A 23,193-nucleotide genomic window follows, 5' to 3' on the forward strand; every position below is an offset into this window, starting at 1 on the left:
ATTACTCGGCCCTCGTACCCTTATATTCGATACCCCAAGCGAAAATGCTGACCTCCGTGTCGCTTTTCCTGCGCATCGACCAATCCGACTCCATCGGGCCTCCCGCCAGCTTGATAAGCTTGTCGTCTCCCGTCCAAGCTCCTTCGTACGTTTTGCCTAAGTCAAGCCAGCGATAGGTGCCGTCCCGGCTTATTTCGATCCAGTCTCCGGCCGCCCCCGGCGTATACGAATGCGTAAAGGTACGCGAGCCGTCTCCGTTCGTTACCGAGCTGGTAGGCGCATAACCGCCGGGAATCCATACATTCCATTTGCCGTGGAAGAAGGACGCGTCAGCCGCTTCGGATCGTACAACCGTTTGCTGCTTCGGCACTTCACTAGGAGAATCCTCGAAAAGCGGATTCTCCGTATCCGTGATTGTAATCCTGCCGTTATCGAAATAAACGTGCATGTTCAAATGCTCGCTTACAAAGCGCAGCGGAATAACGGCCGTTTCACCGCGCATGACGGGAGGCGAGTCAAGCTCGTAAGCTTTTCCGTTCACGATCGCTTGGGTCGAGTTCATCCATAGCCGGATCGTAATTCCCGGATCTTTCGACAGCGTGATCGAAAAATCCTCGGCTCCCCACCCGACCTTGGCCCCGAGCGCCTCCCCGATAAAACGGAGCGGAACCATCGTCCGTCCCTCATGCAGAAACGGCGCCGTAAGAAGCGGGTATTCCGTCCGTTTGTTCGTTTTGTCGAGAACCGCGGCTTGTTCGCTATCCAAAGTCAAATAAATCGATAACGGCAGCTCCCGCTGCTCCGGCTCCGGGACTTCGTACTGCTCCGACCACCGGGAGCCGCTTGCACCTTCGGCTGCGGGAGGCGGCGCGGGAGATTGTACCGGAGGCAGCGCGGGAACCGGCGCATCGGTTTTGGTGCCCGCTTGCGCCCCGGTTTCGGTTTTGGCGTCGGCTCCAGGCTGCTGTTTCCCAGCGCTATTCGCCTCCGGACCGCCAGGAGCGGAAGCGGGCGCGGCTTGCTCCACAACGAACGTAAAGACAGCCTTCGCTTCGGAGATCGAATCGATCCGAAGTTTGGCGAGCTTGCCGTCACGCAGTTTAATCAGGTAGACGGCGTCTTCTTCGAGCGTTACCGAGCTTACGTAGCCGGACCGCGGCCGCTCGGCCGCGTCCTCAAGCTTTTGTCCGGTAAGCTTCACGATGCCGCCTGCCCCCATCGCTCCGTATCGGTTGATGACGAGGTCGGCGTCTTTGGCCGCAGAAGCAAGGGACAGGTCGGTTAACGAAAGTCCGCCCCGATCGAGCACATCGCCGCTCCAGTTTAATGTAAACGGATGAAGCGGGGTGTACGTGAACGCTTTGGCGGCGCTCCAATGCACTTGGCCGGTTCCCGTATCCGCGGCATATACGGCACCGGTCGAAAGCACGGCTGACACCAGCATAGTGCACACGAGCATGAACAGTTTCTTCATTTCGGAATGTCCTCCTTCCAAATCGACGGCTTCCTCGGGTCGATTGCTAGCGAATCGTTTGCCCGAGCTTGCCGGTAATCTCTTTGATCATACCTCAGAGCCTCTTACAACCGGCTTACAAAAAAACACCTTCCAACCGCCGTTAAGACGTGGAAGGTGACATTATTGTTACTTTCGGGTGGCTCATCATCGAAGCCTAGGAGACTCCACTTTGTGGGAGAAGTTTACACCAGCCAAGCTTTAACGCTGCGAGGCGAAAGCGGAATGTCGCCCGACGCCGGAAAAAACTCGCGCTCCCCGCTCCAAAATTCGTCGCCCGATTCCGCTTGCTGCCGCACGGTTTCCGGCAACTGCTGCACCCGGTAATCGTCGCTTAGGTTGAACAGTGCGACCAGCGTTTTGCCGCCGTAGTCCGCGATAACGATCGGCAAATCGTCGCCGTCGTGCCGGAACAGGTTAACCGGCTTGCCGCGTCCCGCCGGCTGCTCGAGCAGGCGTCCGAGCCACATGGTACCGTCCAGATTCAGCTTGCCGAGCGCATCGCCGAGAAACAAGTCGCCGCCGGTGACGAGACAGGCGAGCAGCAGCGTCTTCGCCTCCTCGGCGTTCATCTCGCGGCCGCTGCACCAATTGGCGCCGACCTTCCACGGCTGCTTGCCGAAACGGCGGTTAAGCTGCGGATCGTCGGTCGTTTCGCCGCAGCGGACAATGGCGAAGTCCGGGTCCATGTTGCCGAGCGTGCCTTGCATCCACCAGCGGGCGAACATGGAGCGGATGTTCTGACGAATATGGCTCCAGTAGTTGTGAATGTCCCCGGTCGTCCGGTGCGCGTCCGCGATTCCGGCTACCGCTTCGTACGGCGCTCCGCAGGCAAGCAGGTAAGCGTCTGCACCGATCGAATCGCGGATGATCCCGAACAGCTTGCGCAGCATGCCGGCATGGGACATATCTTTTCCCGAGAACGAGGAAGCGCCGAGGAGCAGCTGCGTGAAGTCGCATTTGAAATAAGTGAAGCCGGCGGCGCGCAGCCGGCGGAACGTTTCTGCGATAAACGCGGCGGCGTCCGGGTGGGTGATGTCGAGCTGGGCCATGCTGCCGTAGCCTAGATTTTGCAAAAAGACGTTGCCCTGCGCATCTCCGACGAACCAATCCGGATGCTCGCGGTATAGCGGCGTGTATACGTTGACGAGCAGCGGAGCCGTCCATATGCCCGGCTCGTAGCCGGTTTGCCGGATCGCGCCGCAAAGCCCGTCCAGGCCGTCCGGAAACTTCCAGCCGCTGTCCCAAATTCCCCACTGGCATTCGTAGCCTTCGTCGACGACCATATAGCGCAGCGTTTCGCCGAATATTCGGCGTGCCGTTTCCGCGTTATCGATCATATCGTTTTGCCGGATCGCACCCGCATAGTAATCCCACGAGTTCCAGCCGGTCACCCGAGGCTGGAAGCGGAGCTGCCCGTCCAACCTCTTACGGATCAGCTCGCCGTATCGCTCCAGCAGTGCGTTCCCGTCCGGGCCGCCGAGCACAATCAGCCCAGCGAGTGTTTCTTCTTGTCCCGGCGCAAAACTTCTCGGCGAATGCAGATGGACGCCGACGCCGAACGCTCCGTCCCGATGCGGTTTGTCGTGGAGCAAAGGGAAGTCGGCGAAGCAATCGCCGTATGGAGGCAGGGCGCCAAGCAGCAGCGCGCTCCCGTCCTTCCGGGCAGACAGGACGGTGACCATACCCGAGGCGTCGGCCGGGTTCGACCATTCGTTCGGCCGATGCACAGGGCGGATGCCCGACAGCTTCGAAAAGTCGCGGGAATGGTACAGCTGGACATATTCGCGGGTGTCCGGCCTCCCTTCGAACTGGCCGGCAGGCCACTCGATACAGACGCGCTGCAGCCGGATCGTCTCTTCCCCTTCGTTGCCGATCGTTACGCTGCATACGCCGTCGTCCCGCCGTTCCAAGCTAAGCGCTAGGCTGTCCCAGCGGAGAATCGTTTTATCGTCCGATTGTTCGGTCTTCGCCTGTTTGCGATCGAACGTTTGATTGGCGCATACCACTTTGATCGATGCTCTGTCGAATGGGATATCGCTTGGTTTCATTCGCACACTCCCCGTTATGGATGGATGAATAGACAGAAGGATGGTGAAGCTGTTTGCCTGTTCTGCCGGTTTGACGCAAACGTTGAATATACCGGAATCATAAGGCATACTGGCGTTGTACGAACATGGACGATGATGACGGGTGCATGGAGAATTGTAACTTGAACGGCGTTAAGCGGTGCCCGAAGGAGGCGATTTCGTTGTACAATGACAATAACGGCCACAACGCGAACGGGAGGATGCAACATGAGAGAGGATTTGTACGGAGTCACGATCAATCCGCGCCCCGGGGCGGGCGAGGCGGTCGTTTTGTTCGCGGGCAACAACCGGACGCCGCCGCTGCATCGCGTCGGTCCCCATATGCTGGACTATCATCTCGTACATCTGGTCGTATCCGGCCAAGGCAGCTTCTCGGCAGGAGGACGGCAGTACGAACTGAGGGCGGGCGACTGCTTCTTTATCGCTCCCGGCGAACTGGCCGGATATGAGTCGGACGAAGCGGACCCGTGGACTTACAGATGGATCGGCTTCCGCGGCACGGATGTCGATTACCGGCTGCGCGAGCTGGGGATCGGTCCGGATACGCCGGTCGTAGAGGCAGCGGGAAGCCGGCGGCTGCGCGCGCTGTTCAGCCGCACGCAGGAGGCGCTTCGCAGCGGGAAGCCGGGATGCGACTTGCAGGCCGGCGCGTATTTGCGGCTTTTTTTCGCGGAGCTGGCCGACCGGAGGGCGCTTGCGGTTGCTTTGGAGGGCGAGGGACCGGCCGAGGCGGAGCTGAACCGGCGGATCGGACTGGCTATCCGTTTTTTGGCGCTTCAGTACCACAGGCCGGTGTCGGTGGAGGAGCTGGCAAGGGAAACGGGGTACCACCGGGCGTATTTGTCGCGAATGTTCAAGAAGGCGACGGGGCTCAGCCCGGCGCAATATTTGCTCAAGCTGCGCATGGAGCGGGCGAAGGCGCTGTTAAGCGAGCCGTTAACGGTTGCACAGATCGCCGCTTCCGTCGGTTATGCCGATCCGTTCCACTTTTCGAAGATGTTCAAGAAATGGCACGGCAGCGCGCCGACCGAGCTGCGCGGACAAACGATCGGCATGGAGCGTTTTCAGCCCAGAACGCGATAGCCCGCTTCTTTAGGAGTAACGGTTCAGTTTCGATGGCGACGGTCCGCTTGCTATATGGAACATCCTTAAGGTACTCCGATAAACGGTTTTGTTGTATAATAGCCCTATGAAGGAGGGCGGTAAAGATGGCAAATCAGTTTGCCAGAGCTGGCAACGACTCATGCAAAGCCTGATATAGGGCGATACTTTGCGTGGGGCCGGACAGTTAGGATGAATACAGTCGCCCAACAAAATTATTATCGTTTCTAATATGGGCTTTGCACCTTATTTGGCAGGTCAATAAAAATAAGGGGTTGGCAAAGTGAACGTACCATTCATTAGAAACCATCAATATAACCTGATTCGGAAGCAAGCCCGTATGCTGCTCAATGCCTGCAATACGGTATCCGATCCGAAAGTCGTCGAAGCGGTAAGAGCCGGCGCGCTATCCGCGATTGTCGAAGCGTTCCCGCAGGCGACGGAAATTCAGAAGCAGGCGCTGGAGTGTATTACGGAGCTGCGGAACGCGGAGGATTACGAGCGCTATATGTTTTCGCTTGCGCCGTATATGGCGGAGTTTGAACCTGTGACCGAGCAACAGCTCAGGAAGCTGTTTCCGAAAACGAAAAAGCTGAAGCTTCCCGATCTGGCCGCGATCGATAACCGCTACGTCACGTACGTGGGCTGGACCGACATCGCGACGAATAAATTGTTTATCGTGTATCGTCTGAACGGGCAGCTTGTCGGCATCGAAGGCAGATATACACCGCTGAACAAAAAAGGCGTTTGCTTTTTGTGCAACCGTCATGAAGAGGTCGCTATGGTGTCGGCTATGACCCGGAAGAGACCGGCTAACGCTTCGCCGGATTATTACCAATCGATCGGCAACTATATGTGCGTGGGCAGCGAGACCTGTAACAGCAATATTACCGACGTAGCTTCGCTGGAAAAATTCATACAAGCCGTTCTAGGCTAACGGAATCGGCTTTGGGACTCTTTGGAGTCCCGAATCAAACAAAGCATCGCCCACCTGAGTGGAGCGATGCTTTTTCTTTTCGAACGGAACTGGTTTTTGGTTTGGCCCTCGGGCTAACCGGCTACAATTTTTCCTCCAGACGCTCCAGCACCGTGTCCAGATCGTCCAGCTTCGACCAGTAAAACCGCATCTCGTCGCGGATGGCCGTCAGCTCCAAAGCCGTCAAGTTCAGATCCGTATACGTCCGGAACGTGTGGATTAACTCCCTGTACATATGGAACCGGTACGGGGTATGGTTATCCCCCTCCGCGTCGACCCATTCGGCCGCTTTGCGCAGGCTGGGCAGATTGAGCGTATGGCGGCGAATATGAAGCTGCGTCTCGTAGGAGAGCAGATAATCGACGAACCGTTTTGCCGCCGCTTTGCGGGTTGAGCTTTTATTGACGGCAAGGCCGATTGAGACGAGAATCGTCTTGACCTCCCGCAGATGGGGCAGCGGCGCGATATCGTATTCGAACGGAGCCTCCTTCATCGCATGCAGATGCGAATAAGAGGCCATAACCATCGACACCTTCCCGCGCAAAAACAATGAAACGACATCGCCGTCGTTTTCGGACAGATGAGACGGGAAATGCTTGTCGACGATGCCCATGCACGTCTCGAGCGATTCCTTGACGAGCGGAGTGCACAGATCGTAGCGGCCGTCCGCCTTTCGCTCGAACCGGACCCTGTTCTGCAGCAGAAAGATCGGCCAGCGGTTTTCCGACATCAGGTGAAAATAAAAGCCGAGCCTCTCTTTCCCGGCGGCCAGCTTGCAGTACCGGCAACAAATTTCGTAAATTCGGGAGGCTCGGTATGATGAAGGATGCAGCTAACGGCACGAATCAGGATAACAAGGCGGAACAGCGCGCTATGAGCCGCCGCAAGGCGATTGCGGCCATCGGCGCGGGAACGGTCGCGGCGGCGGGTTTAGCGGCGATTTTGCCCAAAGGCATCGCTTTTGGCCAAACGGTTGCAGGAGCTGTGTATGGCGATGGCGAAGCATGTTGTGGGGCTCCATACGTGACGATCGCCGAGCTGCGGTCCGATACCGCCCCGACTGCTCCGGACGGACTTTATTATGTGACCGATGCCGGACGTGAAGGGGAATTTGCGTACGATGCGAATGACGCGTCATCCACCGACGACGGCGGAACCATATTCATATCGGTATCGGGCAAGCGGTACAAGCGGCTTGCCGGACGTTGGCCCGCGAGTGTGTACAATGTGAAATGGTTCGGCGCGAAGGGCGATAATACGGCGGACGACAGCGCTGCATTCCAGGCGGCGATCAACAAGGCGCAGGAGCAGTACGCGGTCGACAAAACAGGCGGGACGGTGTATGTGCCTCCGGGAAGGTACCGGGTGACGGGACTGACGGTCCGCAGGCCGTATGTGACGATCAAGGGGGAAGGGCACGGCTCCTCGATCCTGATGAATTACCACAATTCCGCTCCGGTGCTCGACATTCAGCGCGACGACTCGACGACGATATCGCTGCACGATTTTGAGCTGCGCGATGTGATGATCAAGAACAATGTAAACCGTCTGGCCGGCGACCGCCCGCTCGTAACCGCCAAACTGCTCGTTTCGTCCCGGTTTACGAATGTCGTCTTCCGCAATTCGAACGCATTCGAGGGCGGAAGCGGCTATAACGGGTCGGGGCTCAAAATTTTGAACGGCTTCGAATTGGCGTTTACGTCCTGTACGTTCAGCCATTTTCTGAAGGGTTATGCCGTGGATATGCCCTGCGACAGCTTGAATATCGGCAATTACCATTTTCTGGACTGTCTGTGGATGTACTGCGTGCATGGGCTGCTGCTCGGCAGGGGAAGCAAATCGATGGCGAATTCGACGCTGCTGTCCAATCCGAAATTCGTCGCCTGGCAGGGCGGCAACTATGTGAAGGAATGCAAAGTCAAATACGCCCAGACGACGGTGGCTTCCTCGCCTGCGGCCAACCAGGTAACGCTGACGAACGCGAGCGGCTTCGAGAGCGGTCAAGTCGTGCTTGTCGGCAGCGAGGACCGGCTCACGCCGGCGCTGATCAGCGCCGTGAGCGGAAGCACGCTCACGCTCGACAGAAGCGTAACCGTCCAGAACGGCGATACGGTGCTTCAAGGGACCGTAGCCGTTGTAAGCGGCTGGTGCGCCCAGGAGGTCCGGATCAACGTCGGCCATTTCGAAGGCTGCGATGTCGGTCTGCTGGCCAGCAACCATCTCGGCCTGATTACGATCGACGGCGTCCATGCCGGGAACAGCTCGAACATCGTCGTTATCGACGACCAGGTGCAATATTTGTCGCTCCAAAACAGCCGTGTCTTCGCCTCCGATCCGAATCATTTGTGGCCGGACTGGTTCACGGTAGTCCGGATTACGAAGCTGGACAGTCACGACAACATCATTTTGCTCGACAACAATATGATTGAAGGCGGAAGCGCTTATGTCTCTTACGCCGGACGCGAGGTGTACAACCAAACCTCCTACCAGCCGAAGGTGCGCTTTCAGAGCAGGCAGGCCGGAGCGGTGTACACCGGGAACTTCCCGCAGACGTTCAGCGGCAGCGTGACGATCGGCGGCTCGTGGAGCGGTCCGCACCTCATTATGGGAACGTACCATCTGTGGGTGGACGGGAGCGGAGCGCTGCGTTTGAAAAATGGCGCGCCGACCGGCGATTTGGACGGAAGTCCGGTCTAACGAACGAATCGTAAGAGAAAAGGTTAACAAGCTTCGCCGCGGCCTTCATAGAAAGATGGGGGACTATGAGCGTAGAACATAGCCGTACATACCCGCAGGCGACGCGTGTCGCCTTTGCCGGGGACAGCATTACATGGGTGGACGGTCTGCTGGACGAGGGCTTCGTCGGGGAAGCGGACCGTTACATCCGCGATACTTTTGCCGAAACGCTGACGCACGACAAGCTCCTTGTATCCGGACAAAAGGAAGCGCTGAGCAGCCGCAAGTTTTACGGCGGCGGCGCGTGGAAACTGACCGGGTCGGGCAGCGGTGCGGCCTTTACGCTGGAAGGCGACGAACTGACCGTCGTACAGGGGAAGGAGCGGGGGAACGAAGCGGCGACGCTGATCGACTTGTACGTCGACGGAGTGCTGTACGACACGTTCTCGAACCTGAACGAATCCCCAAGCGGCGAGGAGGCGGTTCGTTTTGCCGCGGACGGAGCGGCGGATACGTTCGACCTGGGACGACCGTTCACCTATGCCCACAATGTTACCGTGGATGGGGAAGCGGTGGCCGGGCATCTGAGCCGGAGCGGCTACGGAGGTGCCTTTCCGCGCGAATGCGAGTATATCGTCATCCGGATCTACGGCGCCGGCCCGGACGGCGAGCCGGAGGTGCATCATGCGCTGAAGTTTCGCCAGGCGCCTGCGACCGGGGCGGTTATCGAAGCGTCATTCCGCTATGGCGAGACGATCGCTTATGTGAAATCGACCGTGGGGGAAGCGGAGGAACGGCTCGGCTCCCCGCTCGAAAGCCGCTACGGCGAAGGCGGCGTCGCTTTCGATCCGGCGAGGCCGGTTGCGGTAAGCAGCGGGCTCGATTTCCGCGAAACCGAAAGCCGCGCGATCCGCACTTGGCGGTTTCCGCACGCCGCGAAACGTTCGTTCGAACTGAAAATCCGCGGCTTCGATCCGCGCGGCGGCTGCACCGGGGAGCCTTACGGGATCGTCAATTTCGTAACGAACCGTTTCCATGCGGTTATGAATGCGGGTATCGGCGGATGGACGGCCCGGCTGTTCCTCGGCGACCGGGGACTTCGCAGCGCGGAGCGCATCGCGAACTGGAAGCCGGACATCGTCTTTATCGGTCTCGGCACGAATGACGACTGGGAAGCGGGCAACGGGTTCGTGGCGTCGCGGCGAGTCGAAGGATTGAGCGAAGCGGGTGTGAGGGGGCAACCCGCGCTGTTTATCCGCAACTGCCGATATGTAGGTCCGGACCGTTACAGCATCGACACGGCCGAGCTGGTAGTAGCCTCCTGCACGCCGCAAAGCGTTACGATCGACCGGACGGATATGACCGATGATGGGATCAAGCCAGGGGATATAATCGTTGTCGGTGATTATTACGGAGACAACCGCAACGTGCAGAACCGGATGATCGAAAGCTGGGACCCGCTGACCGGTACGGCGTTTTTCGCCGATCCGCTTGCGCCGACCCGGGTTACGCCGCACATAAGCGATTATGCCGGGCAGGCCGTGCGTATCAAATGCGTAGAGGGCTACGTCTCGGCGATGGAGCGGATGATCGGGACTATTCGTGCGGTGAATCCGGAAGCACGAATCGCGCTGATCGAAACCGGGCTGAGCAACTATAACACACGGTTGCTTACCGGTTATCCGGAAGCGATCCGGGATTTGGCGAGGCGCTGCGGCCTCGAACTGGCGGAGGTGTACCGTCCGCTTCTGGAGTGGCAGTACAAGCAGCCGCACGACTTGCAGGGCTTTATCGGCTCCGTGGAAAACACGATGTCGGACGGCTCGGCCGACTATCCGATCGTCTCCGCATCCGGCCGTGATTTGTCGGAGGAAGCCCGGTACCAACTGCGCAATTGGTCCGTTCGGGTGGACGGGGATGAGCGCTATGGCGACGGCTGCCGGATCGAGGGAGGCTTTGCGCTCGCGTTTGCACCGACTGCCGCGCCGGAGCAGCTTACGATTACCGAGTGGGACGGCAGAAGCCGCAACCCGAAGATGGCGTACCGGTTCATTCCGTCACGGCTCGTCTTCACCAGGAACATTCCTCCTGCGGGGGCCCGTATCGAAGTGTCTGTGTCGTCGGCCAAATGGAGCCCGGACGACGCCCATCTCGGGCTGCCCGGGGGGGGCGGAGTGTACGCGAAGCAGGTGAAGGCCGCCCTATCGCGAATGTTTGCGGCCGAATAACAACAGATGCGTTAGGCGAAAGACCTTCGGACCGGCTTAAGCCGCGAACGGAAGTCTTTCTTCTGCTAGCGCAGCAAGATTCCGTATCGCGGAGGAAGGAATCGTTACTGGAAAACATCCCGCTAAAAGATCGGTTATTGTCCAACCAGATTATATATAGTATATTACATATGATTAACCATTTTTGTATACTGGATCGGGTAGGAGGCTGCGGCGATGTTCATCGATATCCATGCTCACGCTTACAGAAAGCCGGTACCGTTTGTCGTAAAATTTTGCACGGCGGAGGAATTGATCGCGAGGTATGACGAGCTTGGTATCGAGCGAGGAGTTTTGCTGCCTGTAGTCAGTCCCGAAGTGTATTTGCCGCAAGCGAACGAAGATATTTTGGATATGGCCGAGATGTACCCGGACCGGTTTATTCCGTATTGCAACATCGACCCGCGCGCTTTGTCCAATTCGGCGGAAGCGCCGCTCGACCGGCTGTTGTCGTATTACAAGGACAAAGGCTGCAAAGGACTCGGAGAAATCATGCTGAATGTCCCGCTTATGCATCCTATGGTGCAAAATTTGTTCCGGCACGCGGAGCGCGTCGGCCTTCCCGTCGTGTTCGACGGCTCCGACCAGATCGGCGGAGATTTCGGGCTGTACGACGACCCGGGCTTGCCCCAACTGGAGCATACGCTGCAGCGGTTTCCGAATCTGACCATCTTCGGCCACGGGCCGGTGTTCTGGGCGGAGATCGGGCGGCTTCAGACGCCGGGCGAGCGGGCGATCATTTTCGATCTCAAGGGCGGCCAGGTCGGGCGGTTGCCGGCAGGACCGATTCGGGAAGAGGGCGTTGTGCCGATTTTGTTCCGCAGATATCCGAACTTGTATGGCGATCTTTCCGATTATACGGCCCATAATGCGCTGGCGCGTGATCCCGAGTACGGACCTAAGTTTCTGGAGGAGTTTCAGGACCGGCTGTTTTTCGGTACGGATATTTGCACGGTGGGCATGCCGGTTCCGCTGGTCGATCTGCTGCTGGAATGGCGCCGTACGAACAAAATTAGCGAAACGGTCTTTCAAAAAGTGGCGCGGGAAAACGCCGCGAAGCTGTTCGGTTTATCCTCCTAGACGTATGGGACGCAGCAGTCCAAAACGAAAAAAGAGACTTTGCATTTCCGAGGGTCGGGAATACAAGGTCTCTTTCTTTGTGCTGCGGGACTATAAGCCGAGCTCGGCTTTTTCCGCTTTGGTCAGGCGTTTCGCAACGAGCGCGTAGGAATCGTCGATCATCCCGCGCACTTCGTCAGAGGGAATCGTTCCGTTCATTTCCACCGAGTTCCAGTGCTGCTTGTTCAGGTGGTAGCCGGGCTTGACCGCCTCGTACATTTGTCTGAGCAAATAGGCGGCTTCGGGCTCGCATTTGAGCGAAATGACGGCCTGCCGCTCGCCGCCGGATATAAGCGCGAACATTTTGGAGCCGACCTTCATGACGAGCGGCTCAGGCCCGAAAGGATAATCCTCGCGCGCGCCCCGCTTCGCTAAACAGATTTGCAAAAGCTCCGTTCGTGTTAAAGCTGTCAAAGTAAGCTGGCCCCCTCTATCGCCGCTGCGGCGAAGGAATCGTATCTTCGAAAGCGCGCTGCAGCTTCCGGGTGATCGACCCAGGTAAGCCATCCCCGACCGGGCTACCGTCGATCCGGACGATTGGCATCACTTCCATAATCGTGCTGGTCAGAAACGCTTCGTCAGCCGCCGTCAGCTCCTGGAGCGTGAAAGGCCGCTCGATCGCCGGTATATTCAGCTTACGGGCAAGCTCCAGCACGACTGCGCGCGTAATACCGTTCAGGATGAGGTGATTCGCCGGATGAGTCAGCAGCACGCCGTCTTTGACGATCATCAGGTTGGAGGCGCTGCATTCGGTGATGATGCCGTCCCGGTGGAGGATGACATCGTCCGCTCCGGCTTCGACCGCTTCCTGCTTCGCAAGCACGCTTCCGAGCAAGTTCAGCGATTTGATGTCGCAGCGGAGCCAGCGCACATCGGGACGCGTAATCGCGGAGATGCCGGCTGCCATCGCCTCGACCGGACGTTTGACCGCGCCGCAATAAGCCATCAGCACCGGCTTTGTGCCGGGAGCGGGAAAGCCGTGCGCACGCGGAGCGACCCCGCGCGTAATCTGCATGTATACCGTCCCTTCCTCCAGCCGTTCGCGCTTCAGCAGCTCCAGTACGATCCGATTGATTTCCTCGATCGGATACGGCAAGCTCAGCTTGATTTCCGCGGCGCTTCTCTCTAGCCTCTCGTAATGGGCGGAAGGTTCGTATAAGCGCCCGCCGTACACCCGGATCATTTCGTAAATGCCGTCGCCGAAGCAGTAGCCGCGGTCCAAATAAGATACCGACGCTTCCGATTCGGGCATGAAACGGTCGTCCATCCATATCATGGCGATTCCCCCGAACAGCAGAATATTGCAACTGAAAGTCTGGAATAGTATGAAATATTGTAACAAAGCGGGCTATTAGATGTCAAAGCGAGACTACTATTGAAACCGTTTTCCGCATCGGACCGCAGAACGATTTTGGCAGCGGGATTCACCTGATCCGGTTTGAAAAAAATCGGAATTTGTCGACAAATCGCAGCCGAATCCTCCCTAAAATAAGGAGCATCGCCGAGATAATCGCAGCTTTTGCGAAGCTAGTCCCTCTATTTTGCGAAAATTCGTTCGTACCCCGATAGATGCACAACATGTAGTGTTGTATAATGAAGACCACAACCATATGTTGTGGATTTTTGCTGCAAAATATGGAAGCTTTACATAAAATCCTGAATCCGTGAACGCAGGTTCGTGGACTCAAGAATCAGCATGAGGCAGACGCTCTAATCGCTTTTGCGCCTGAATATTAGATCCGGGAGGGCTAACATTGGAGACGGTTCAAGTGAACAAGCTGGAAGGACTCAGCGAAAAAATATTTCTCGATCGGTACGCGTTGAAAGATGCGGATACGGAGCATACGGCAGTAGGCGACATGGTCCTTGTACTGACGAAGGACGATCCGAAATTCCCAAGCAAGGAAGTCGGGGAAGTGATTTCCCGAAACGGCAAACAAGTGACGATCCGGCTTCGCAGCGGCGAGTTGTTCGAATCGACTATAGATAAATTGACTTTGACGAAGGAGAAAACCCCGGAGCAGCTATGGGACCGTCTGGCGACGGCAATGGCTTCGGTTGAGACTTCGCCCGAGAAGCAGCAGGAGTGGAAGGAGAAGTTCCGCTACCTTCTAAACGACTGGCGGCTCGTTCCGGGCGGCCGGATTGCGGCGGGAGCAGGGGCCAGCGACGAGCTGACGCTGTTCAACTGCTACGTCATCCCATCGCCTCACGACAGCCGCGGAGGCATCATGGCGACATTGTCGGAAATGACGGAGATCATGTCGCGCGGCGGCGGCGTCGGAATCAACCTGTCTTCGCTGCGTCCGCGCCGCTCCGTTGTCAAAGGCGTGAACGGCTCTTCGAGCGGCGCCGTTTCCTGGGGCGGGCTGTTCAGTTACACGACCGGACTGATCGAGCAAGGTGGCTGCTTCGGGCCGAAGGAGCGAATCGCCACAAATCGGGGGCTGATTCCAGCCGCGGAGCTGGCAGACCGAATTTCCTCAGGAGAGGTACTTTTGGCCTTGACGGAAAAAGGACCGCGGCGTATTACTTGCGCGTTTCGCAATGGTGTCAAGCCTTTATTCCGCGTAACTACGAAACGCGGTTTTACGGTTGAAGTGACCAAAGACCATAAAATGGGCGTGCTTCACAATGGTGTTGTCGCTACAGTACCTCTGCGGGACTTGGATGTGGACTCCGAAACCTTGATTTTGCTGGCAGACGGTCTGTATGAAGTCCCTTATGTTCAATTGCGAACAGATCCGTACAAACGTTCCGGGATGAGTACGAAGTTGAATGAATCCGTGCAATTACCCGAGCTGCTGGACGAGCGTCTTGCTTACCTGCTCGGCTATTCTTACGGGGATGGGTATGTGCATTGGGGACGCAAAGTGAGCTGGGAAGCGCCGAAAGCGATCAAGTTTGCGACAGCAGACGAGTATCCGGATATCCGTGAACGTTTGGTTGGATTGGTCCGGGAATTGTTCGCGCTTGAACCGACCGTCGAAGTAGGTGATGGCGCTTGTCACAATGTTGCTGTTTATTCCCGCATTCTGATCGACTGGCTTGAGCAAAACGGGATGCTGAAGTCTCGAAGTGAAGAGATTCGAGTTCCCGATGTGATCTTCCGTTCTCCTTCTTCCGTCATGGGAGCATTTGTTGCGGGATATTTCGATGCCGATGGTTGCGATCGCGGATCGAAAGGAGGCTACGGGTTCGACAGTGTCAGTATCGGAATGCTGCGCGACATCCAACAACTGCTTGCGGCAAATGGCATCATGTCTCACATCCATTCGACGGATCGAAGTGAACAAGGCTGGCGGACCATCCATCGTCTTTGTGTGACAGGCGCTGAATTCAAGGAGCGAATGAGCCGCTTTCTCGATTTGTCTAATAAAGATAAACAAACATCCGGCTTCCGAAATCATGGCAATAGCTACCCGCGAGAGGCTTGGAAACCGATGGAAATTCCGGGGCGCTACTATCAAGGGGTTTGGGATTCGACAAAACCACGCATTTCTTATCGGGCGCTATCCCGTGTCAAAGATCGACTGCAAGCGGACGGTCAAGTCGCACTGGCGGAACGAGTAGAACAGTTACTGCATACTGTGCCTGACCGTATTGTATCCATCGAATCGGTCGGGGTAAGCCCCGTATTCGATTTTGAAGTGGAAGACGTACACATGCTTTGCGGCAACGGGTTTTACACGTCAAACAGCCGGCGCGGGGCTTTAATGCTCATGATCAACGACTGGCATCCGGACCTTGTCGACTTTATCACGGTTAAATCGACGATGGGACAGATTACGAACGCCAACTTGTCCGTATGCGTCAGCAATGCGTTCATGAAAGCCGTCAAGGAGGATCTCGACTGGGAGCTCGTCTTCCCGGACACGACCGATCCGGAATATAACGACATCTGGGACGGCGATCTGGCGAAATGGAAGTCACTCGGCAAAGCCGTGAAGCCGTACCGTACCGTCAAGGCGCGCGAGGTGTGGCATACGATTATCGAATCCGCATGGCGTTCCGCCGAGCCGGGCGTCGTGTTTATGGAATATTACAACCAGATGTCCAACAGCTGGTATTTCAATCCGATCATTTGTACAAATCCATGCGGAGAACAAGGCTTGCCGGCATGGGGCGTCTGCAACCTGTCCGCGATCAACCTGTCGAAGTTTTACGACGAAGAGAAGATGGACGTCGCTTGGGACGATCTCGGCAAAACGGTTCGTTACTCCGTCCGCTTCCTGGATAACGTCATCGACCGGACGCCGTATCACTTCGAGGAAAACGAAAGCAACCAGAAGAGCGAGCGCCGCGTAGGCCTCGGCACGATGGGACTAGCCGAGCTGATGATCAAGCTGAAAATCCGCTACGGTAGCGCCGAATCGCTGCTGTTCCTGGATCGCCTGTACGGCTTTATGGCGAAGGAAGCATACTTGTCCTCATCCGAGATTGCGGCCGAGAAAGGCTCGTTTACCCAATTCGACGCCGACAAGTTTCTCCAGAGCGGCTTCATGAAAAACATGACGAAGACGTTCCCGGAAGTAGGCGAGACCATCCGCCAAAAAGGTATGCGCAACGTCACCGTCATTACGCAAGCTCCTACGGGCAGTACGGGCACGATGGTCGGCACTTCGACCGGCATCGAGCCGTACTTCGCCTTCGAATATTTCCGCCAAAGCCGTCTCGGCTTCGACAAGCAGTACGTGCCGATCGCCCAAGCGTACAAGGATACGCACCCGAACGAGGAGCTGCCGGACTACTTCGTTACGGCGATGAGCTTGTCGGCGGAGGACCATATTCGCGTGCAAGCGGCGATCCAGACGTGGGTCGACAGCTCGATCTCCAAGACGGCGAACTGTCCGTCCGACTTCACCGTCGAAGAGACGAAGCGGCTGTACGAGCTGGCGTTCGACCTCGGCTGCAAAGGCGTAACGATCTATCGCGACGGCAGCCGCGACGTACAGGTGCTGTCGACCGAGAAGAAGGAAGAGAAAAAAGAAGAAACGAAAGCGGAGCCCGTGCAAGCGGCGGCAGAGCAGCCGGCATCCGGTGCGGCCCCGGCTCAGGAGTCGGTCTCGCTGGCGCAGCTGTCGGATACGCTCGCCACAGGCATCGACATGCAAACGAAGCAAGTGTTCGACAAGCAGTACAAAAAACGCCCGCAAACGCTGCGCGGCGCGACGTATAAATTCAATACGCCGTTTGGCATGGCGTACATTACTATCAACGACATGAACGGCACGCCGAGCGAAATCTTCCTGAACGTCGGCAAAGCCGGCTCCGACGTATTCGCGATGTCCGAGGCGCTCGGCCGCGTCTGCTCCTTGTTCCTCCGCTACGGCGACCACGGGGACAAAGTGCAGCTGCTCGTCAAGCATCTGAAGGGGATCGGCGGCTCCGGCGCAATCGGCTTCGGCGCGAACCGCGTAGAATCGATCGCTGACGCCGTCGCCAAGGCGCTGGAGATGCACATCGGCGACGAATCCGAGCCATATATTACGGCGACGCAAGAAGTAACGGCAGCGGCAGCCGAAACCGTGAGCGCGAAGCCGCCGGCCTACTCGCCCGGCAGCATCTCGACCGATTTGTGTCCGTCGTGCGGCTCCGCTTCGCTTGTGAACAGCGAGGGCTGCAAAAACTGTACCAACTGCGGCTATAGCAGGTGCTCGTAAGGAAAGCCCGGGGATGCCCGGGCTTTTTTTTGTAATGTAAGTTGTAACTAGAAATGTCGCAGACCTGAAGGCTTGATGGTAAAGGCTTCAATATTATTCGATCATTAGCAGTGCTTTGACAAAATACGCCGGGCTTGTAGCACTTATATCAATACAGCATTGAAGGAAGCGCAAGAGGAGGCTACGAAAAATAGTTCCTCTTCCCATTTTGTCGTAGTCGTGGACAGAGCCTAGGAAACTCATATTGCTCGGGCTGTCAGTTTTCGAGGTGTTGCAATTGGTCATTCACTTGAGTTTATGGGGAATAGAGAATCGATGTTGTTGGGCTGTTCGTTGATTTTATAGGAAGAGAAATGAAGGAACTCGAGAATTTGTAGAAAAGAATCGGTGCAAATACTCCGCCATACGGCCCGAAACGAAGTGTCAGCGGCGTAAGGTTGACATTTGCATACCACTATACTACGATATGTAGTATGGTGGTGAGACAAGAATGCAAATCAAAAAAATGAATATGGGCGGCGAAGGCTTGAACCGATTTTTTGGGCCTCTGGAATCCCGCATAATGGATCTTCTTTGGAATTCTGAGGGTTTAAGCATCAAGGAAGTTCAGTCGATCCTGAATCAGGAAAGTCCAATTTCGATCAATACGGTGATGACCATCATGAATCGTCTGCTAGACAAGGGACATTTGACAAAAGTCATGAAAGGAACCGGCCGAGCGCGAGCAGCCAAGTTTAGCCCGATTCTATCCAGAGAGCAGTTTCTGTCCGAACAAACGAAGCAAGTGTCGCAGGGACTCATTCAAGAATACGGAAGCCTGGTTGTAAACCACATGATCGATGCACTTGATGAAGTCGATCCTGAAGTCATTGCGAGACTGGAGTGCAAGCTAAATGATCTGAAGAGCAGGAAAAAGCAATGAGCCCAATAACAAAGCTAAGAGGCTCTTATGCGCTAATGATAGTTATTATAGCAACTACAATTGCACAAATGGGGGTGATTCTTGCCTGCCAAGTCCGTAGCGGAACGTTCCTAGGTCCCATTTTCAATTGTGCTATCCTCGTTTTATTTGGCTACATGCTTGGCATGATGATATGGCGGATTATCCGACAGATGTATTTATCGCAAAAATGGATAAAACATTTTCGGAGCCGCAAACACGACAAACTCACCAAGCACTTGAACTACATATACCGAAATTGGGGAACAGAAATCATCGTTGTACAAGACGACTCCTTTGTAGCGCTTACGATTGGTCTAATTCGACCAAAGATCGTTGTCTCCACAATGGTTTTAGATAGGTTTAGCAAAATGGAAGTAAAAGCGATTTTGCTGCATGAACGATATCATTGCCTCAATCACGACGGACGCAAATTGTTCCTCTCGAGTTTGCTGGTTGATGCTTTTGGCTATTTGCCGATCGTTAAACCGATCGTTAGCTATTATGAGACATGGAAAGAACTGCTTGCGGATCGATATGCAATGGAGCAGATGGGCACGGAATTCTATTTAGGCAATATCTTGTTAAAATTGGCAAAACGCGAAAATCACCATCGATGTAAGACTGCCGTTTATTTTGCGAATACAACTTTGCAATATCGCATGATGCAGGTTCTTGAGCCAGAACAAGTTGTGAAGGTTCCGCTTGCTCTGTTGAAACCATTTTTAAGAACCTGTTCCATTTTACTGTTGTTAATCGTGGGTGGGGATTCATAATCCCTTTTTAGATAATCATACTACATATTGTAGTTTAATTGCCTGAGAGCTTAGTCCTTTAAGCCATGATTTAGAAAAAAATAGCGTGGAGGATGAACTTGTGCATAATGAATTAGTTTCAATCGGGCCTGTGACCATTTACGGCTATGGAATGATGATTGCACTCGGAATTCTTGTCGCTTATAAGATGGTCCTATATCGTGCGGCAACGGAACAAATCGAGCAATCCCATATATCCTCATTAACCTTCCTTAGCCTATTGGGAGGATTTGCGGGAGCCAAGCTTTTGTATTGGATCACTCAAATCAACAAAATCGTAAATGACCCGGGCATTGTTTTAAACGTTTCCGAAGGGTTCGTGATTTACGGAGGCATAATAGGGGGGATTTTGGCTGGTTATGCTTACTGCCGGAAGAAAAAAATAAACTTTTTCCAACACCTGGATCTGTTTATCCCCTCTATAGCATTGGCCCAGGGATTCGGCAGGATCGGCTGTCTGCTTGCAGGGTGTTGCTACGGAGAAGAAACGCAAAGTTGGTTTGGCATTACCTTTCACCACTCGGAGTTCGCCCCGAATGATGTGAAACTTGTCCCAACGCAAATCATGGAGAGCCTGCTTAATTTCTCCCTTTTTTTTGCACTGATCTATGTGGCTAAAAAATATCGGCCGCATCCTGGGGGAATTGCAGGTTTGTATCTTGTTATGTACAGTTTAGGACGATTTGGCATCGAGTTTTTCAGAGGAGACCTTATCCGCGGGCAGTTTGGTGGTCTTGCTACCTCGCAGTGGATCGCTATTGGGGTGGTTTTAGTAACCAGTCTTGCATTTTTGAAAAACATAAGAAAAAAACCTGCTATTTTCGAACTATAGGCAGACTATGGTGCTTTAGGTACGGCTTAAGCCACAAACGATCGACCATGATGGGTGATGCCGAAGCTGAGTAGTGATTAAATAGTTTGGCAAAGCCGAGGAAACACGGCGGACTCGATCGTTACTAGTATCCGGGCCAGAACTATACCGTTTGCCGACATGCCATTTTTTGTGGTATATTAGTCATATCGTTTCTAAATCGTATCGGTAAGGGAGGTGTCAAAAATGTTGCAAGTCGCCGCACGTAGCAAGTGGTCCCAATACTGGGTGCACCAAGCTACGATCGTATTCCGCTTTTCCGCAAACGGGAGAGGTCTGTCCATTTTAGGCGACTGCAACATTTTGACCCCTTAGATCGAATGCCTGTTCATTGCATTCGATCGGCCCTTTGATTGGGAAGCTGCGGGCAAAAGGTTGACTTTTGCCTGCGGCTTTTTTGCGTTACACCCAAATAACCGTATGCGAGGATGATCGATATGTTGCTCTGTGCAGTGGATAAAATAAGCAAAATGTGGGGCGGAACGCCCGTAATTCACAATATGTCATTCGAAGTCAGCGATCGAGACCGAATCGGGCTAGTCGGCCCGAACGGCTGTGGTAAGACAACTTTGCTGAAACTACTAGCCGGTTCGGAGAAGCCGGATGTCGGTCATATACACTGGAAGAAAGGAAGCCGGACTGCACTACTCGCTCAAATTCCAGACTTCGGGCAAGGGGTTACGGCGGAGGTCGTACTTCGTGAGGCATTCGCTGAATTGTACCGGATGCGCGATCGGATGGAGGAACTGGAATCACTCATGGCGTCATCGGATCCGGCGGCGGCGGGAAAGGCTCTCGACGAGTACGGAGCCCTGCAGGACGCCTTCTCTGACAAGGGTGGCTACGAGACCGATGCGAATTTGTTGCGAGTCGCGAACGGCTTAGGCATCGCGCAGTTGCTTGCATTACCATTCTCCAGCTTGAGTGGCGGCGAGCGGACGAAAGTGTGCCTGGGGCGCATTTTACTCCAGGAGCCCGACCTGTTGCTGCTGGATGAACCAACAAACCATCTCGACCTGGGCGCCATCGAATGGCTAGAGTCGTACATGCAGACGTACCGGGGAAGCGTGCTAATTGTTTCGCATGACCGATATTTCCTCGACCGCGTTGTTAACAAAATTTACGACTTGGAGGGGGGGACGGCCGATGTCTATCATGGAAACTACACCTGGTTCGTCGAGGAGAAAGAGCGACGGCTTCTTGCGGAGTTCTCCGCATATCAGGAACAGCAAAAGAAGATCGGAAAGATGAAAGAAGCAATCAAGCGGCTTCGAATGTGGGCGGCCCAAGCCGACAATCCGGCGATGTTCAAGCGGGCGGCGGCGATGCAAAAGGCAATCGATCGGATGGAGAAAATTGACCGTCCCGTGATGGAGCGCAGGAGGATGGGGCTTGCATTCGAGGTTGGCGAGCGGAGCGGCAATGACGTAGTCGTTATGGAGGGCGTTCGAATGTCGTACCGTGTGGAGGAAGATGCCGGCGCGACTGACTTGTCGACGGCAGGCCCTGTTCGAATGTTGTATGACGGAATCGGAATTCATATCCGTCACAGTGACTTCGCGGCGATCGTCGGCGGAAACGGAAGTGGGAAGTCGACACTACTGCGCATGATCGCTGAAGGACTAAAGCCTGACGATGGAACAGTAAAGCTCGGAAGTAACGTGAAAATCGGCTATTTGGCCCAGCACGACTTGTTTCCAGACGAAAGGAAGACGGTGTTGGATGCATTTCGCCACGTCGTTATGGTGGAGGAGGGCGAAGCGCGTAAGCTATTGGCGAACTTTCTGTTCTACGGCGCGTCCGTCTTCCGCAGCGTGGGCAGCTTGAGCGGTGGCGAACGAATGCGGCTCCGATTAGCGCAACTGATGCACCAGGAGCTGAACGTGCTCGTGCTCGACGAACCGACAAACCATCTCGATATCGATGCCCGCGAAAAGTTGGAGGAGGCGCTGGTATCTTTCTCCGGCACGGTTATCTGTGTGTCACACGACCGGTATTTGTTAAACAAGTTGTTTCCAGTGACGTATTGGCTTGAAGCAGGGAAGCTAACCCGTTATGAAGGAATGTATTCCGAAGCGAGACGGAAGCGGGATGAGCTTAGCGCCAGCGGGTCGGCGATTCTGCCGGTAAGCAGCGCCGGCGACAAGCGGGAACGCTCACTACCACGTGAAAAAGCGGGGGACGTGAGGTGCGAGCGACTTGAAGCGAAACTCGAATCTGACATCGCGATATTGGAAAGGAAGCTGGCGCTTCTGGATGACGCTATGATGGCTGAAGAGGATGCGAGTAGGCTTGTGGCGTTACACAACGAAAAGGCGATGCTCGAGGCGGAGCGGGAACTGCTATACGAGCAGTTGGCCGAAACCAATCTATAAAAGCTTACGGTGATAGTCCTTGACGGTGGTTTGGGGGGATTCTCGCACCGTTGCTTTTATTTTGCAAAGGGGCATAGACGAGAGAAGTAGGCTCCCATAAAAGTATGGAAATAAGTCGCTAAAAACACTTATGAAGTTTCTTCATCAGTGTTTTTGTTCGAAACGATTCTAAGTTATTGTTATCCTATTAATTACTAGGGGGTGCAAAAATAAAGGGAGCCGACTAATGGCAATGGCTCGGCTCTCGATGCCACTTCTAAATTAAGTCTTTGAATCAAACGCTCAACAGGTCATCATGATCGTGCCGATGGCGGACGGGATGTACGCATGGGACGACGGATACGGTCGATTTCTTCCTGCCGAACTTCTCCCGGACCCGGAAGGGCGTATGTGATCAACGGCGCCAGGGTCGATTTCCAAATCTGAAGCTTATCTATAATGGCGGTGGCGGATTTGCATCCAATGATCCCTGATGGTAAAATATACCTGTTGTCATGAAGGCAGTAACGTGATATATTATTGTTCCGGCCACAAAATGGACGGGCAAATGAATTAGATTTGCTCCTTGAAAACTGAACAACGAGCGTGCAAGTGAAGGTCTCGCAAGAGACCACAACAAGCTAGTTAAGTAATGAGCTATCAGCTTATCTAATAAGGTTTACCTTTTTGGAGAGTTTGATCCTGGCTCAGGACGAACGCTGGCGGCGTGCCTAATACATGCAAGTCGAGCGAACCTTTCGGGGTTAGCGGCGGACGGGTGAGTAACACGTAGGCAACCTGCCCGTAA

Annotated in this window: 15 protein-coding genes and 1 rRNA gene; 11 read left to right on the forward strand and 5 right to left on the reverse strand. The window is 55.1% G+C overall.

What is annotated here, in order from left to right:
• Position 1: 1 nt before the first annotated feature.
• Both D7M11_RS33850 and D7M11_RS33855 read right to left on the reverse strand, forming a co-directional pair.
• A complete protein-coding gene (locus D7M11_RS33850; RefSeq protein ID WP_120751698.1) occupies positions 2 to 1,474 on the reverse strand; it encodes a copper amine oxidase N-terminal domain-containing protein in 1,473 nt (490 codons plus the stop codon).
• 224 nt (positions 1,475 to 1,698) lie between these two features.
• Complete coding sequence (locus D7M11_RS33855; protein WP_158606979.1) at positions 1,699 to 3,564, reverse strand: glycoside hydrolase family 36 protein; 1,866 nt, start codon at positions 3,562 to 3,564, stop codon at positions 1,699 to 1,701.
• Positions 3,565 to 3,810: 246 nt separating this feature from the next.
• Between D7M11_RS33855 and D7M11_RS33860 the strand changes: the two genes are divergently transcribed.
• Positions 3,811 to 4,686 carry an AraC family transcriptional regulator gene (locus D7M11_RS33860; RefSeq protein WP_120751700.1) on the forward strand — a complete coding sequence of 292 codons (876 nt, stop codon included), beginning with the start codon at positions 3,811 to 3,813 and terminating at the stop codon, positions 4,684 to 4,686.
• 301 nt (positions 4,687 to 4,987) lie between these two features.
• A complete protein-coding gene (locus D7M11_RS33865) occupies positions 4,988 to 5,641 on the forward strand; it encodes a FusB/FusC family EF-G-binding protein (RefSeq protein ID WP_120751701.1) in 654 nt (217 codons plus the stop codon).
• A gap of 121 nt (positions 5,642 to 5,762) precedes the next feature.
• Here D7M11_RS33865 and D7M11_RS33870 read toward each other — a convergent pair whose 3' ends face one another.
• Positions 5,763 to 6,410: an extracellular solute-binding protein gene (locus D7M11_RS33870; protein WP_120751702.1), complete on the reverse strand. Its 648-nt coding sequence runs from the start codon at positions 6,408 to 6,410 to the stop codon at positions 5,763 to 5,765.
• 86 nt (positions 6,411 to 6,496) lie between these two features.
• Between D7M11_RS33870 and D7M11_RS33875 the strand changes: the two genes are divergently transcribed.
• From D7M11_RS33875 to D7M11_RS33885, 3 genes are all read left to right on the forward strand, one after another.
• Entirely contained in the window at positions 6,497 to 8,377 is a 1,881-nt protein-coding gene (locus D7M11_RS33875) for a glycosyl hydrolase family 28-related protein (RefSeq protein WP_205127151.1), read from the forward strand.
• 65 nt (positions 8,378 to 8,442) lie between these two features.
• Positions 8,443 to 10,584, forward strand: a complete 2,142-nt coding sequence (locus tag D7M11_RS33880) for an SGNH/GDSL hydrolase family protein (RefSeq protein ID WP_120751703.1) — start codon at positions 8,443 to 8,445, stop codon at positions 10,582 to 10,584.
• A gap of 216 nt (positions 10,585 to 10,800) precedes the next feature.
• Positions 10,801 to 11,703 (forward strand): amidohydrolase family protein, encoded by a 903-nt coding sequence (locus D7M11_RS33885; protein WP_120751704.1) that lies wholly within the window; start codon positions 10,801 to 10,803, stop codon positions 11,701 to 11,703.
• A 90-nt stretch (positions 11,704 to 11,793) separates the two neighbouring features.
• Here D7M11_RS33885 and D7M11_RS33890 read toward each other — a convergent pair whose 3' ends face one another.
• Positions 11,794 to 12,156 (reverse strand): MmcQ/YjbR family DNA-binding protein, encoded by a 363-nt coding sequence (locus D7M11_RS33890; RefSeq protein WP_240041428.1) that lies wholly within the window; start codon positions 12,154 to 12,156, stop codon positions 11,794 to 11,796.
• A 16-nt stretch (positions 12,157 to 12,172) separates the two neighbouring features.
• On the reverse strand, positions 12,173 to 13,018 hold the full coding sequence (gene dat / locus D7M11_RS33895) for a D-amino-acid transaminase (protein ID WP_120751706.1): 846 nt from the start codon (positions 13,016 to 13,018) through the stop codon (positions 12,173 to 12,175).
• Positions 13,019 to 13,496: 478 nt separating this feature from the next.
• On the opposite strand from dat, the gene D7M11_RS37635 reads away from it, so the two are divergent.
• The 6 genes from D7M11_RS37635 to D7M11_RS33930 all read left to right on the forward strand — a co-directional run.
• Positions 13,497 to 17,405, forward strand: coding sequence for an adenosylcobalamin-dependent ribonucleoside-diphosphate reductase (locus D7M11_RS37635; protein ID WP_240041429.1), 3,909 nt, complete (start codon positions 13,497 to 13,499; stop codon positions 17,403 to 17,405).
• Between the two features lie 490 nt (positions 17,406 to 17,895).
• Positions 17,896 to 18,327, forward strand: a complete 432-nt coding sequence (locus tag D7M11_RS33910) for a BlaI/MecI/CopY family transcriptional regulator (protein WP_120751707.1) — start codon at positions 17,896 to 17,898, stop codon at positions 18,325 to 18,327.
• Positions 18,324 to 19,121, forward strand: coding sequence for a M56 family metallopeptidase (locus tag D7M11_RS33915; RefSeq protein ID WP_120751708.1), 798 nt, complete (start codon positions 18,324 to 18,326; stop codon positions 19,119 to 19,121). Before D7M11_RS33910 ends, D7M11_RS33915 begins: the two co-directional genes overlap by 4 nt.
• 100 nt (positions 19,122 to 19,221) lie before the next feature.
• Complete coding sequence (locus D7M11_RS33920) at positions 19,222 to 19,992, forward strand: prolipoprotein diacylglyceryl transferase (RefSeq protein WP_120751709.1); 771 nt, start codon at positions 19,222 to 19,224, stop codon at positions 19,990 to 19,992.
• A gap of 476 nt (positions 19,993 to 20,468) precedes the next feature.
• On the forward strand, positions 20,469 to 22,406 hold the full coding sequence (gene abc-f, locus D7M11_RS33925) for a ribosomal protection-like ABC-F family protein (RefSeq protein ID WP_120751710.1): 1,938 nt from the start codon (positions 20,469 to 20,471) through the stop codon (positions 22,404 to 22,406).
• Between the two features lie 663 nt (positions 22,407 to 23,069).
• Positions 23,070 to 23,193: ribosomal RNA gene (locus D7M11_RS33930) — 16S ribosomal RNA — on the forward strand; the annotation flags it as partial.

Origin of the sequence: Paenibacillus ginsengarvi, assembly GCF_003626695.1 — a bacterium.
GTDB lineage: Bacteria > Bacillota > Bacilli > Paenibacillales > NBRC-103111 > Paenibacillus_AB > Paenibacillus_AB ginsengarvi.